Origin of the sequence: Microbacterium sp. (assembly GCF_044508325.1) — a bacterium.
GTDB lineage: Bacteria > Actinomycetota > Actinomycetes > Actinomycetales > Microbacteriaceae > Microbacterium.
The window spans coordinates 23,290-35,588 of the sequence record NZ_JBIQHX010000006.1; the positions used below are offsets into that span (position 1 = coordinate 23,290).

11 protein-coding genes and 2 tRNA genes are annotated in these 12,299 nt (G+C 70.8%); 9 read left to right on the forward strand and 4 right to left on the reverse strand.

Annotated elements, in window-relative coordinates:
* Positions 1-56 precede the first annotated feature (56 nt).
* The 6 genes from dusB (at position 57) to ACIWQI_RS06690 (ending at position 5,749) form a co-directional block, all read left to right on the forward strand.
* Complete coding sequence (gene dusB, locus ACIWQI_RS06665) at positions 57-1,232, forward strand: tRNA dihydrouridine synthase DusB (RefSeq protein WP_396656360.1); 1,176 nt, start codon at positions 57-59, stop codon at positions 1,230-1,232.
* Positions 1,222-2,601: a deoxyguanosinetriphosphate triphosphohydrolase gene (locus ACIWQI_RS06670; protein ID WP_396656361.1), complete on the forward strand. Its 1,380-nt coding sequence runs from the start codon at positions 1,222-1,224 to the stop codon at positions 2,599-2,601. Before dusB ends, ACIWQI_RS06670 begins: the two co-directional genes overlap by 11 nt.
* Positions 2,601-4,463 carry a DNA primase gene (dnaG, locus tag ACIWQI_RS06675; RefSeq protein WP_396656362.1) on the forward strand — a complete coding sequence of 621 codons (1,863 nt, stop codon included), beginning with the start codon at positions 2,601-2,603 and terminating at the stop codon, positions 4,461-4,463. Before ACIWQI_RS06670 ends, dnaG begins: the two co-directional genes overlap by 1 nt.
* Positions 4,464-4,514: 51 nt before the next feature.
* Positions 4,515-5,294 (forward strand): ATP-binding cassette domain-containing protein, encoded by a 780-nt coding sequence (locus ACIWQI_RS06680; protein ID WP_396656363.1) that lies wholly within the window; start codon positions 4,515-4,517, stop codon positions 5,292-5,294.
* 55 nt (positions 5,295-5,349) lie between these two features.
* Positions 5,350-5,425 (forward strand) — tRNA-Asn (locus tag ACIWQI_RS06685).
* Between the two features lie 66 nt (positions 5,426-5,491).
* A complete protein-coding gene (locus ACIWQI_RS06690; protein WP_396656364.1) occupies positions 5,492-5,749 on the forward strand; it encodes a hypothetical protein in 258 nt (85 codons plus the stop codon).
* A gap of 69 nt (positions 5,750-5,818) precedes the next feature.
* On the opposite strand, the gene def is transcribed toward ACIWQI_RS06690, so the two are convergent.
* On the reverse strand, positions 5,819-6,385 hold the full coding sequence (gene def, locus ACIWQI_RS06695) for a peptide deformylase (protein ID WP_396656365.1): 567 nt from the start codon (positions 6,383-6,385) through the stop codon (positions 5,819-5,821).
* Positions 6,386-6,427: 42 nt separating this feature from the next.
* On the opposite strand from def, the gene ACIWQI_RS06700 reads away from it, so the two are divergent.
* Positions 6,428-7,513 carry a DMT family transporter gene (locus ACIWQI_RS06700; protein WP_396656366.1) on the forward strand — a complete coding sequence of 362 codons (1,086 nt, stop codon included), beginning with the start codon at positions 6,428-6,430 and terminating at the stop codon, positions 7,511-7,513.
* Positions 7,514-7,525: 12 nt separating this feature from the next.
* Here the strand turns inward: ACIWQI_RS06700 and ACIWQI_RS06705 are convergent, their stop codons facing one another.
* The gene (locus ACIWQI_RS06705) at positions 7,526-9,526 is read right to left on the reverse strand and encodes a DUF262 domain-containing protein (protein WP_396656367.1); all 2,001 of its coding nucleotides are present in this window, start codon (positions 9,524-9,526) and stop codon (positions 7,526-7,528) included.
* Positions 9,527-9,704: 178 nt separating this feature from the next.
* On the opposite strand from ACIWQI_RS06705, the gene ACIWQI_RS06710 reads away from it, so the two are divergent.
* Positions 9,705-10,481 (forward strand): hypothetical protein, encoded by a 777-nt coding sequence (locus ACIWQI_RS06710; protein ID WP_396656368.1) that lies wholly within the window; start codon positions 9,705-9,707, stop codon positions 10,479-10,481.
* Between the two features lie 54 nt (positions 10,482-10,535).
* On the opposite strand, the gene ACIWQI_RS06715 is transcribed toward ACIWQI_RS06710, so the two are convergent.
* Positions 10,536-11,372, reverse strand: a complete 837-nt coding sequence (locus ACIWQI_RS06715; RefSeq protein WP_396656369.1) for a M23 family metallopeptidase — start codon at positions 11,370-11,372, stop codon at positions 10,536-10,538.
* 115 nt (positions 11,373-11,487) lie between these two features.
* Positions 11,488-11,561 (reverse strand) — tRNA-Ile (locus ACIWQI_RS06720).
* Positions 11,562-11,729: 168 nt separating this feature from the next.
* On the opposite strand from ACIWQI_RS06720, the gene ACIWQI_RS06725 reads away from it, so the two are divergent.
* Complete coding sequence (locus ACIWQI_RS06725; RefSeq protein ID WP_396656370.1) at positions 11,730-12,233, forward strand: DUF3145 domain-containing protein; 504 nt, start codon at positions 11,730-11,732, stop codon at positions 12,231-12,233.
* Positions 12,234-12,299: the final 66 nt, after the last annotated feature.

Genomic DNA, 12,299 nt, shown 5'->3' on the forward strand with positions numbered 1-12,299 from the left:
TCCCCAGCGTAGGTCGGTCTGACCGCGCACCCGCCCGATTCTGGGAGAATGGACCGGTGACCATCGCCCTCGCCCCCGACCTGGCCGTGCAGCCGCTGCGCATCGGCCCGATCGAGCTGGGGGCGCCTGTGGTGCTGGCGCCGATGGCGGGCATCACCAACACCGCGTTCCGGCGACTCTGCCGCGAGTACGGCGCCGGCCTCTACGTCAGCGAGATGATCACCTCGCGCGCCCTCGTGGAGCGCAACTCCACCACCATGCGCCTCATCGGCCACCATGAATCCGAGACGCCACGCTCGATCCAGCTGTACGGCGTCGACCCGAAGACGATGGCCGAGGCGGTGCGGATCCTCGTCGCGGAGGATCGCGCCGATCACATCGATCTCAACTTCGGCTGCCCCGTGCCGAAGGTGACGCGCAAGGGCGGGGGAGCGGCGCTGCCCTGGAAGCTGGGGCTGTTCCGTGAGATCGTCACCGGGGCCGTGCGAGCGGCCGGGGGGATCCCCCTCACCGTCAAGATGCGCAAGGGCATCGACGCCGACCATCTCACCTACCTCGACGCCGGACGCATCGCCGAGGATGCCGGCGCGGCCGCGGTCGCCCTGCATGCGCGCACGGCGAGCGAGTTCTACTCCGGCACCGCTGACTGGGACGCGATCTCGGCGCTGAAGGAGGCCGTCACCGGCGTGCCCGTGCTCGGCAACGGAGACATCTGGTCGGCCGACGACGCAGTCCGGATGATGGCGCAGACCGGGTGCGACGGCGTGGTGGTCGGACGTGGATGCCTGGGCCGTCCGTGGCTGTTCGGCGAGCTCGCGGCCGCGTTCGATCCGGAGGCCGGATCCAGGAGCGGGGGAGTGGACGCGACGCTCGGCTTCGTCGCCCGCGCGTTCCGTCGCCACGCCGAGCTTCTCATCGAGTTCTTCGGCGACGAGGATCGCGGCTGCCGCGACATCCGCAAGCACGTCGCCTGGTACTTCAAGGGCTACCCGGTGGGAGGCGAGCTGCGCGCGCGGCTGGCCACGGCCTCCACCCTCGCCGAGATCGACGACCTGCTCGCCACGCTCGATCACGACGCGCCCTACCCGGGCGCTGCGGCGGAGGGGCAGCGCGGGCGCGCCGGCAGTCCCAAGCGACCGGCCCTGCCCGAGGGATGGCTGGACTCGCGCGAGCTCGGCGAGGCGGCCGCCGGCGAACTCGTCGAGGCGGAGCTCGACACCAGTGGCGGCTGAGGGCGCAGGCGTCGCTCCGGGGCGGCCACCGGGCTACGACGAGCACGACACCGCGCGCATCTTCGTCGAGCAGCACCGCTCGCGCCGCGACGACTTCGCGCGGGATCGAGCAAGGGTGCTGCACTCCGCGGCTCTGCGGCGGCTCGCCGCGAAGACGCAGGTGCTCTCGCCGGCATCCCCCGGGGATTTCGCGCGCAATCGGCTCACGCACTCCCTCGAGGTCGCCCAGGTCGGACGCGAGCTCGCCACCTCGCTGGGGCTGGCGCCCGATGTGGTCGACGCCGCCTGCCTGTCGCACGACCTCGGGCACCCGCCGTTCGGTCACAACGGCGAGCGTGCGCTCAACGACTGGGCGGAGGACATCGGCGGGTTCGAGGGCAACGCGCAGAGCCTGCGCATCCTCACCCGGCTGGAGCCGAAGGTGCTGGCTGCCGACGGCACCCCGTTCGGGCTCAACCTGACCCGGGCGAGCCTGGATGCCACGTGCAAGTACCCCTGGACGGCGGAGCGGCCGCTGCCCGATTCCGGCGGCCGCCTGAAGTTCGGCGTGTACGCCGACGACGAGCCCGTCTTCCGCTGGCTGCGCGAGGGGGCGCCGGGGCGGGTGCGCTGCATCGAGGCCGAGGCGATGGACCTCTCGGACGACATCGCCTACTCGGTGCACGACTTCGAAGACGCGATCGTCAACGGATACCTCGATCCGGCGCGCCTGGCCGACGTGCGCGAGCACGACGCGCTGGTCACCGCGATCCAGGCCTGGGTCGGCTTCGACTTCGCCCGGGACGAGCTCGACGACGCGCTCTACCGCCTGCGCCGCATCCCCCACTGGCTGACCGCCTTCTCGGCCTCGCGCGCGGACCTCGCCAAGCTGAAGAACCTGACCTCGGACCTCATCGGGCGGTTCGCCCGCGCGGCGACCGCAGCGACCCGCGACGCGTATCCCGGCTCGGTGCTGACCCGCTACCGCGCCCATGTCGTGGTCCCTCGTGTGATCGAGGCGGAGATGGCGGTGCTCAAGGGCGTCATCGGAGCGTTCGTCGTGTCGATCGAAGGCCGCAAGCAGCTCTACAAGGAGCAGAGACGCGTCCTCAAGCGGCTGGCGACCGCGCTGTGGGAGGGCGCCCCGGCGACGCTGGATCCGGTCTTCGCGGCGGACTTCGCCCACGCCGGATCCGAAGCGGAGCAGCGCCGTGTCGTGGTCGATCAGGTGGCGAGCCTGACCGATCAGCTGGCGATCGGGTGGCACGAGCGGCTGGTGGGCGAGGTGGATGCCGCCTCGGTGGGCATCTGGACGCCCCGCGCCCCGCTGCCGGTGCCCCGTCCGCCGATCCCCGAGCCTGTGGCCCCCGAGCTTGTCGAGGGGGACTGATGGCGGGCAGGATCGCACAGGCCGATGTCGAGGAGGTGAAGGCGCGCACCAACATCGCCGACATCATCGGCGAGCGGGTTGCGCTCAAGCCGGCCGGCGTCGGGTCGATGAAGGGGCTGTGTCCGTTCCACGACGAGCGCAGCCCCAGCTTCAACGTGCGGCCGCAGGCGGGCTTCTACCACTGCTTCGGCTGCGGGGAGTCGGGCGACGTCTACTCGTTCCTGCGGAAGATGGACCACCTGAGCTTCCAGGAGGCCGTCGAGCGTCTCGCCGGACGCATCGGCTACACGCTGCACTACGAGGACGGCGGTGCGACGCCGGACAAGGGCGGCCGGACGCGGCTGTACGCCGCCAACGCCGCCGCGGCCGAGTTCTTCCGCGCGCAGCTGACGACTGCGGAGGCCGAGATCGGACGGCGGTTCCTGGGCGAGCGCGGCTTCGACGCCGGCGCGGCCGCGCACTTCGGCGTCGGCTATGCCCCGCAGAGCTGGGATGCCCTGATCACCGCGCTGAGCGCCCAGGGCTTCACCGCCGACGAGCTGAGCGCGGCGGGCCTGGTCTCCGCGGGCCAGCGGGGACCGTACGACCGCTTCCGCGGCCGGCTTGTCTGGCCGATCCGAGACGTGACCGGGCAGACGATCGGATTCGGTGCCCGTCGCCTGCGCGAGGACGACAAGGGCCCGAAGTACCTCAACACGCCCGAGACGGCGATCTACCACAAGGCGCAGGTGCTCTACGGGCTCGACCTCGCCAAGCGCGACATCGCGCGCGGCGAGCCCCGTCGCGTGGTCGTCGTCGAGGGCTACACCGACGTCATGGCCTGCCACCTCGCCGGTATCACGACGGCCGTCGCCACGTGCGGCACGGCGTTCGGGGCCGAGCACATCACGGTCCTGCGCCGCGTCATGGGCGACGAGTCCGCCGCTGGCGAGGTGGTGTTCACCTTCGATCCGGATGCGGCCGGCCAGAAGGCCGCGCTCCGCGCGTTCGCCGAGGCCAAGCGGTTCAACGCCCAGACCTATGTGGCGGTCGCGCCGGACGGCCTCGATCCGTGCGACCTGCGGATCCGGAAGGGCGACGGCGCCGTGCGCGCCCTCATGGACACGAAGGTGCCGATGGTCGAGTTCGTGCTCGACCAGCGCATCGCGGGATTCGACCTGTCCAGCGTCGAGGGACGGGTGGGCGCTCTGCGGGCGGCCGCACCCGTGGTCGCCGAGCTGCGCGACCGGCTGCTGCAGCCTGAATACACGCGGGTGCTCGCGCGTCGGCTGGGCCTTGACCCCGACGACGTGCGACGCGAGGTCGCCCGCGCCGGCAACGCGCCGGCACGCCGGGACGAGTCGCAGCGCACCCAGGCGCCCGCCGAGGGAGGGGATGCCGCCGCACCTGCGGTCACGCTCGCATCGCTGCGACCGGATCGCGACACCCTGCTCGAGCGCGACGCACTCATGGGGTTCCTGCAGTACGGGCACCGGGTGGATGCGGATCTGCTCCGGCGTGCGAGCACGGTGCCCTTCCGCAATCCCGCCCTGGAGGCGGTGCGCGCCGTGATCGCCGAGCACCTCGACCAGGTGTCGCGACCGGGCTGGGCCTCGGCAGCCGTCGAGACGATCCGCGAGCCCTACCGCGCGCTGGGGGGTCAGCTGCTGGCGGCCGAGTTCCCCGCACGTGACGAGGACGGAGCCGTGGCGTCGGCGACGAGCCTGGCGCGGGCTCTGCTCTCGCGTGATCTCGATGCGCAGAAGGCCGAACTGCTCGGTGCGGTGCAACGGGTGCCGGCCGACTCCGATGAGGGACGGGCGCTGCGCGTGCGGCTGCGCGACCTCGACCTGGAGCGCCACCGCCTCCGCTCCGAGCAGTGACCTCGGCGCACGGCACTGGCGACCTGGCACCCGACCAGGCAGGATGAACGCATGCCGCCCCGCTCCGACCCCGCCGTCGCCGTCGCCTGCACGGACCTCAGCGTCGCGTGGACGACTCCGTCGCGCACGCGGGTCGTCGAGGGCATCGACCTCCGCCTCGGGCGCGGCGGCGTCGTCGCGGTGATGGGCCCGACCGGTGCCGGAAAGTCCAGCCTCCTCGCGCTGCTCAGCGGGCGCTCGGAACACGGCCTCGCCGTCGACGGCGGAACGGCCGTCGTCGAGGGCATCGACCTGCGCCGTCCCGGCCGCTCGCGGCGCATGCTGCTGGCCTATGTCGGCTATCTCGCGCAGGGCGCCGGCGCGCGACTGGACGCACGGCTGACCGTCGGCGACATCATCGGCGAGCCGATCACGAGCCGCGACCGCAAGGTGAACGCCCGTGCGCTGGCCGTGCGCACCGCCGCGCTGCTGGATGAGGTCGAGCTGCCGCTCGGCGCGGCCGTGAAATACCCCTACGAACTGTCGGCGGGCATGCGTCAGCGCGTGGCGCTGGCGCGTGCCCTCGTGCTGCAGCCGCGCATCCTCGTCGCCGACGATCCTCTCGCGAACCTCGACATCGAGGTCCAGCACGTCGTGCGGGATGCGATCGCGCGACGGCGGGACGAGTACGGCATGGCCACGCTCATCGCGACGAACGAGACCGCTCTCCCGCGCCGCCTCCACGCCCACCGCATCGTGTTGCACCAGGGCCATGTCGTCGCGCAGGACGGTGCGGACGGCCTGATCTGGACGCCCGGCGCACAGGCGGATCCACGCCTCGTGTCGTCGTGATTCGCACCCTTCGCGGTTTGCTAAGCTGGACGGGTTGCCCGCTGGGCGGGCACATTCCCCTGTAGCTCAATTGGCAGAGCAATCGGCTGTTAACCGATAGGTTGTTGGTTCGAGTCCAACCGGGGGAGCCACTATAGTCGCCTCACCAGAGCGGCGCTGCGTGCAGCGGCGCTGCGGAGAATCTGGAGGTGCCATCCATGAGCGAAGAGTCGGACGCGATCCGTGCGGAGATCACGGCGGCCCACGAGACCAAAGCGCGGCTGGACATGGTCCCCGAACGCCGCGAAGGCGAGCTGGATGTCGCGTACGCGATCCGGCAGCTCGAGTACGGCGCCGGTGTCGCGTACACGCTCGCGAGCGACAACCTGCGCCTGGCGGAGCTGGTGGCGGCCCGGCTGGAGTCGCTGAGCGCGAGGATCGAGGCGCTCGAGCGGGAGATCCGCGCGAAGGGCTGAGGCGCGATCGGGCCGACTCCGCGCTGTCGCAGGCGGTCATCGACCAGCTCTGTCCGCAGTGACGCGTCGTCAGGCCTCGATGTCGTCGACCCCTGGCATCCAGCTCTGCCCTGGGCGGCCCCAGCCGCGCTTGCGCGCGATCTTCTGCACCGTCTTCCAGTCCGCGTCCGAGAGGCGGTCGATGTAGAGCACGCCGTCGAGATGGTCGAACTCGTGCTGCAGGATGCGCGCTCGCCACCCGTCCACCTCGATGCGCACCGCGGCGCCGTCCAGATCGGTCCCGGTCACCAGCGCCCGCTCGGATCGCCGCAGCGGAAAGCGCTCACCCGGGAAGGAGAGGCATCCCTCCGACTCGGAGTCCTCGTCCGGCGCACCCGGCTCCAAAGGCGCGATCCACAGGACGGGGTTGATCACGACGCCGCGCCACGGTGCGCCGTCGTCATCGGTGTACGAGTAGGTGAACACCCGCAGCGGGACGCCGACCTGCGGCGCGGCCAGGCCGACACCCGGGGCCGCGTCCATCGTCTCGAACATGTCCGCGACCAGGGTGCGGATCTCGTCGGTGACCTCTTCCACCGGCGAGGCCGGCGCGTGCAGAACAGGGTCGCCCATGATGCGGATCGGTCGAACGGCCACGTCCAGAGCCTACCGGCCGCACCCGGCAGGTAGTGTCGTACCGTGCTGTGGACGGATGCCGGCCTCGACGACGTCACGGACGTGCTTCTCGGCGTGTTCGGCGACCCGCGCATCCTCATCGGCATCCCGCTGGCGCTGCTGGGTGCCGTGTTCATGTCCTTCGGCGCGCAGTACCAGCATCGCGGCGTCCTGAAGGTCGAGCGCCTCACCGGCGAGTCCAGCAGCGAGGGCCTCAAGGCCGCACAGCTGCTGCGTCTGCTGCAGCGCCCCTCGTGGATGGTCGGCACCATCATGCTGGGCCTGGCGATCGCGTGCCAGCTGGCGGCACTGTCGTTCGCGCCGCTCATCGTGGTGCAGCCCCTGGGCGCCATCGCCCTGGTGATCACGACCCTGCTCAACGCGCGCATCAGCGGGCATCGTCCGACGCGGCGCTCGATCCGCGCGATCGTCGAGTGCGTCGGAGGGATCTTCCTGTTCGTCGTGCTGGCGGCGCTGTTCGCCACCGACGAAGAGATCGAGAACTCGCAGCTGATCACCATCCTGGTCATCCTCGCGGTCGTCGCCATCGTGCTGACGGCGGTGTGGGTGTGGCTGCGACACCGGATGACGGCGCTGTTCTACATCGTGGCAGCGGGTGTGATGTACGGCTTCGTCGCGACCCTCGCGAAGGTCGTCATCAACCGCATCCAGAACTCCAACTTCGACTGGCTCACCCTGGTCTGCCTGATCGCACTCCTGGTCGCGGCGGCGGTCGGCGCCTACTTCGTCCAGACCGCGTACGCCTCGGGTCCGCCGGACCTGGTGATCGCGGGGCTCACCGTGATCGACCCGATCGTCGCCATCCTGATCGGGCTGTTCGTGCTGGGCGAGGCATCGCACGCGCCGTGGTGGGTGTTCATCTGCTTCGCGGTCGCCGGCGCGGTCGCCGTCTACGGCGTCTTCGAGCTGGCCCGGCACCACCCTCAGGTGATCAGCGACAGCCAGGAGCTGCCCATTCGGCGGGGCAGCGGCGGGCCGGTCGACCCGGCGCAGCCCAAGACGGGGGCGATCCGCATCACCGAGGCGGTCTCGAAGGTGTGGCCGGAGCCGCCGGTGCGCGACAAGGACGATCCGCCCGCGCCCGGCTGAGGGCTCGGACCGCTACATCGCGGCTCCGATGTACGAGTACTTGACGAACACCTCCGCTGCAAGGCCGGCCTCGACCAGCACCCCCTGCACGGCGGTCATCATGTACTTCGCATCCCAGCCCAGATAGAGGAAAGCGCCGCCGTCGAGCGCTTCCCAGCGACCGTTCCATGACCGGGCGGGGAAGATCGGCCCGCCCCGGCGCGCGCTGTACGACCGCACGTCGTCGCGTGCATCGGCCCACAGCCGGGTGAAGATGCGGTGGAACAGGTGCCGGACGTCGTGCACTTCCCAGTGCTCGCCGCGATACTCGACGTAGTCGAACTCGCGCTCCCATCCCCGCGGCCAGCCGCGCCGGCGCCGGGCGTCCAGGATCGGCGTGAGCCCGTCGTCGTCGATGAGCACGGCCAGCGGGCGGCCCCACACCCCGATGAACGCTTCGGTCAATGCCCCCGTGCGGGCGGAGATCGCGCCCGTGCCCCAGGACGGCTGCCCGGCCAGCTCGCGGTTGAGCGCGATGTCGCTGCGGGCATACGCCTTGTCGCGCTTGACCGGGAACGACGCGTCGAACACCCGCTCGGCCAGCGGCTGCTCGAGCAGGGTCATGTTCCCCAGAGACTGCGCCAGTGCGCGGTGGCTGTTCTGCTCGTCTTCGCTGTAGTCGGCCCACGTGCGCACACCGTCGCCCGACCAGTCGTCCGACGGCGACAGCGGCACGATGTGATCGACCTCGAGACCGTCCAGCTCGTCGACCCGCGCGAGCCTGCCGAGCACATATGCGGCGTGCGGGAGGTCGGTGAACTTCAGGGCCACGCGCACCCGCTCGTCCGACGGCGTGATGCGCGAGATCGCGTGCTCGAACGCGTCCTCGCCGTCATCGCGCGCCCGGCACAGGCGCGCGACGAGACGGTCGTTCGGGATTCCGACGACCGCGCGCCGCAGCAGGAGCGCCTGGATGTGCTCGAGGGTCTCGATGAGCCGGTCGCGGCTCAGGTCGCCGCGCCGGTGCTCGTCGTATGCCCGCATCACCAGCGGATACATGCCGCGTCCGAACGTGTTCAGGTAGGCCAGCTGCCGCGCGATCCCGGGGTCGTCCACCTCGCGCGGATCCAGCAGCGCCCGGTACACCGCGCTGTGGGCGCGCCAGCGGGCCGCGTGCGCACGCAGCGTGTCGACATCCAGGCGCGGGTACTCCTGCCGGAAGGCGTCGTACACGCCCCGCTCGCCCGCCACCGTGACCTCCCGGCCGGTCGTCATCACGAGATGGTGCCGCCAGAACGATCCGATCGCCTCGCCGGTGTTCTGCTCGATGACCGCCCAGTACTCGTCCTCGATCTCGGTCTGCTGGGCATGGGTCAGGCCCATGAGCACGTAATTGTGGATCAGCTCGTGGTCGCGCAGGGGCTCGCCCGTCGAGTTCAGGCTCTCGAAGATCTGCTGCGCATGGGCGCCGGCTTCCAGGGTGATCGCGACGTGCTCGAGCTTGCGCAGGCCCGCCCAGATGTGCCGCGCCTCGTCGGGGGAGACCTGGCTGCGGAAGAACGCGTAGTTGTCGTCGAAGCGCGACTCGCGCGGCATCCCGTCGGTGCGGGCCAGCACCACGTCCTCGAAGACGCTCGCCCACGCGCGGTGCGGCCGCAGCTTCGTGCGTCCGGGGTCGGTCGCGCGCACGAGCACGGCGTCGAGCTCGGCCGCCAGGTGCGGATCAGCGTCGCCGAGGGTGTGACGCAGCGCCGCTGTCAGCAGCACGATCGTCGTGATCCGCTGCTGGCCGTCGATCAGCACGAGCTCGGACTCATCGCCGGCGTCGCGGGAGGAGAGGATCGACCCGATGAAGTGCATGCCGCGTCCGTCCGAGCCGGCCACGGCGCGGATGTCGCCGAGCAGCTGCTCGCAGCCGCCGATGTCCCACCGGTACTGCCGTTGATACACGGGCACGACGATGTTCGTCTCCGGCGCGGACAGCCAGGCGATCGTGTTCACGGCCGTCGCATGGATGTTCGTGGCGCTCGTCATGTCGTGTGGATGCTCCCGGGTCCGTTCGGGCGGCCCGCTGCGGCCGCCCCATCCACCTTAAGCGGTGCTGCATCACTCAGCGGCAGTGCGCTCCGGGGCGGCGGGGAGCGGGAAGTAGGCTTGCCTGAGTCGGGCCTGTAAAAACGTGCTGGCCCCTCTACGAAAGGTCATCTCTGACATGGGTTACATCAAGTGCGAAGCGCTCGAGGAGACCGGATACGTCGTCCTCGACCCGTACAACCAGGAGCTCGATCCGAAGGAGTGGCTCGACCTCGAGTACGTCGACTGGAAGTCCTCCGGCGACACCCGCTTCGCCCCGCTGGCTTCGGCGCAGGGCGAGATCGAGTGCAACGGCTTCTGGAACTCCGTGCCGCCGCGCACCGACAAGGACGGCGTGTGGATCGAGTCTCAGGTCGCCAAGGCGCCCATCCTCACGCGACGCGCGCAGGAGCCCGGTGCGAACGTCGGTCGCTGCCGCGTGATCGAGCTTCAGCCCACCACGTACGGCGAGTGCCTGTACAACCTGCACCAGGACGACAACAACCGGCTCAACCCCGACGGAACCGGCTGGGTCGTGCGCGGGTTCTTCAACCTCTCCGACGACAAGGACAGCTTCTTCGTGCTGCGCGAGAACCGCACCGACCCGCAGGGCGAGGTGCGCATCGCGCTGCCCGCGGGGGCGCAGCTGATCATCGACACGCAGCGTCTCTGGCACGCCGCCACGCACGTGGGCACCGAGCCGCGCTACAACCTCATCACCTCGTGGACGTCGGGGCCGGAGCTGGATGCGTATATCGAGAAGTACCACGGCCGCAACCGCGTCGACAGCGTCGAACTCCCGCAGGAGGTGCTCGACGCCGGCTACGCGGAGCAGGCGCGCCGGGATGCCGCTCGTGCGGCGTACTACGCGGCGAAGGGCCAGGCCGAGGTCGCCCAGGCCATGAGCGAGGCGTGACCGTCTGAGCAGCCGCTTCCGGAGCCCCGGCCCTCGGGCCGGGGCTCCGTCGCGTCAGACGACGGCGGCGAACGCCTCGGCATTGCCCTTCTCGGCCCGGCCGAACGCCGCCTTGGTGCCGGGTCCCGGCACGCCGTCCACACCGCCGGTGTAGCTCCAGCGCTCAGTGAGCCACTGCTGCATCGCGCGCACCTCGTTGCGGCCCCACGCGCCGTCGACGACCAGGTTGCGCTTGAGCCTGGGCGCCCGCTTGGCGAAGCCGCCCGCGTTCATGAAACGCTGGAACGCCGCGATCGACCCGACCGCGGGCTTCCCGTCGATCGTGCCCGTGAAGCCGTGTCGCGCTTTGAGCATGCGCTGCACGCCCGTCCATCGCCACTCGAGCGCGCGGGTCGCCTTCGGTACCGCGGCGGCGCCGTGATCGAGGACCGCGGGGGACCCTCCGCCGCCGCTCCCGTTGAGCACGTTCTTGACGAGCTTCATCGGGTCGACGAACTTGCCGGCGGCGACGTCGAACACCTCCAGGTGCATGCAGGGGCCGACCGTGGCGCCGGTCTCGCCCTCGGCGGAGATCACGTCGCCCTGCTTGACGGTGTCGCCCACCTTGAACGCGGAGGCACGGCTGCCATGGGCATACGACACGTCCCAGGTGCGGCCGGCGAAGACGACCCGCGTGGTGACCTGGAAGCCGAAGCCGTGGCCGGGACCGGGCTTGCGCGTGCCGGTGACCTTGCCGCCCAGCAGCGCGGGAACCGGTGTCCCCGGCCTGGTCGAGTGCGAGAAGTCGGTGCCGCGGTGCTTGCGGGCTCCGCCGTCCCGTGGCGCGCCGAACCGCTGGAGGCCGTTCGGCCGCGCGTTGTAGAACTTCGCCGTGCTCGCCGAGACCATCATCGTTCCCGGTGACTGTCGTCGTCACGCATGTGTGCGTCCCCTCGTGGTCCGTCCACTGCAGGGGAGAGGAGACGGGAGGCGCCTGATACAGCGCGCGCGGGAGGAGCGGGTGGTGTGCCCCGAGCGGGGCTTGAACCCGCGACCGACGGATTATGAGTCCGCTGCTCTGACCGGCTGAGCTATCGGGGCCGAGCCGGATTCCATCCTAGACGCGGGAATCGCTCATCCCGGGACCCGCCGAATGACACGCTTGTGATTCCCGGCGTGGCTGCGCCATAATGGGCGCAACAACCGCATAGGCCACGCTCACGTGACACAGGTCGTAGGGGAAGACGCACCTGAGGAACGGAGAGACGGATGGCGACACCACAGGCGCGTGGAGTGATCTTCATTCACTCCGCGCCGCGCGCGTTGTGTCCGCACCTGGAGTGGGCCGTGGGCCGCGTGCTGGGTCGGCCGGTCGGATTCGACTGGGCCGACCAGCCGGTGCTCGCAGGTGCCCGGCGCGCCGAGTTCTACTGGGAGGGGCCGGCCGGCACCGGAGCGCAGCTGACCACCGCGATCCGCGGCTGGGAGCACCTGCGGTTCGAGGTGACGGAAGACCCCACCCCTCGCAGCGACGGCGGGCGCTGGCTGCACACGCCGGATCTCGGCATCCACTACGCCCTGACCGACACGGCCGGCAACGTCGTCATCGGCGAGGACCGGATCCGCTACGCGATGGAGGTCGCCGCCGGCGATGCGTTCGAGCTGCAGCGTGAGCTCGCCGTGGCGCTCGGCAGCGCCTGGGACGACGAACTGGAGCCCTTCCGGCACGCCGGCGACGACGCGCCCGTGGTGTGGCTGCACAAGGTCGGCTGACGGGGCCGAGAGTCATCCAGGCGGGGCGAGGCGCGACTACCGGAGGCCGGTGAGGTCTCCCGGTGC